The 1,245-nt window shown below is 31.7% G+C and carries 1 protein-coding gene and 1 pseudogene; both read right to left on the bottom strand.

Annotation, left to right across the window (positions count from 1 at the left end):
- Nucleotides 1-463: 463 nt before the first annotated feature.
- On the bottom strand, nucleotides 464-730 hold the full coding sequence (locus tag FJR05_RS16455) for a hypothetical protein (protein WP_168645098.1): 267 nt from the start codon (nucleotides 728-730) through the stop codon (nucleotides 464-466).
- Nucleotides 731-785: 55 nt separating this feature from the next.
- A pseudogene (gene cysC / locus FJR05_RS16450) lies at nucleotides 786-1,190 on the bottom strand (adenylyl-sulfate kinase); the annotation flags it as partial.
- Nucleotides 1,191-1,245 lie beyond the last annotated feature (55 nt).

Raw genomic sequence — 1,245 nt, 5'->3', positions numbered from 1 at the left:
TGATTGGTGAAAATGAACAATAATAGTCATGACTTCACTTAAACATAAGAGACTTTTTCTTTTTCTTTTTTGTGACTGGCTCGAAATTAGTTCTGAGTTCAATTTTGCTTCAAAATCCAAACAGAAATCATCTATTGCACAAAATAATTGTTCTAATTCCATTGTCAATTTTTCCTTGCTCAAACAACTACTTTATTCTTAAATTTTTGGTGCAATCTTAAGTATGATTAGTAATGTTATTTAATGGTTTTTAAGAAAAATTTACAATTTATATTATTTATTCCCAATCAATTGTCAACAACTGAAAATTATTGACAACTGCTAAAAATTTATGTAACCCTGAAACTCTTTCCCGTCAACACTTGTAAGTTATTCTCTTACGTCGAACTCAGGTGGTTTGAGGTCTAAAAAGTTACAAAGAAGTGTTCTTGTTGTGAGAGTCTTTCACAGTAAGGCTTTCAGCCTATCTTGCCCCTGGTGACAGCTTCGCTATATCTACCCCAAGAAGCGAACCTTTGGTAATATCATAAGGATATAAACCACGATAAATATATTGCTGTTCTTGCCAGCGAGAATGCAAATCCCATGCACCCTGCTTATCTATGATTAAGTAATAATAGCCTTTGGTTAAATAGACAAAACAGATTACACTTAAAATGATAGAAAGACAAAAGATAATTTTTTCAGGAGTGAGCTTTTTCAAAACAACTAGGATTGATTGGTTATTCATTTGGAAATATATCTTTATTTATTGATGTTATTAGTTTAATAAATTTATTATTAAATCAAGTTGAAATATATCCTATTTTCTCTAAATTATATATTACTTTAGCAATACTTTCATTAACAGTTTCCTGTTCAGTATGACAAATAATTTCAGGATTGATAGGTTCTTCATAGGGATCATCAATACCTGTAAATTGTTTAATTTCTCCACTTCTAGCTTTTGCATACAAACCTTTCACATCTCTTTTTTCGCAAGTATCTAAGGATGCTTTGACATAAACTTCCACAAAATTTTCTGTCATTTGTCTTACTTCTTCTCTCGTTTCTTGATAGGGACTGATAGCGGAGACAATCACAATTACTTGATGACGACTCAATAAACTAGACACAAATCCAATTCGACGAATATTGATATCTCTGTCTTCTTTGCTGAATCCTAATCCTTGAGAAAGATGAGTTCTCACGTAACTGTTCACACTCCCCCACTAAAAAGGAATTAGGAAGTAACAGGGATAGGAG

This window comes from Dolichospermum sp. UHCC 0259, from assembly GCF_009711935.1.
Classification (GTDB): Bacteria; Cyanobacteriota; Cyanobacteriia; order Cyanobacteriales; family Nostocaceae; genus Dolichospermum.
The sequence above is the reverse complement of the archived record's forward strand: the minus strand, read 5'-3'. Positions and strand labels throughout refer to the sequence as shown.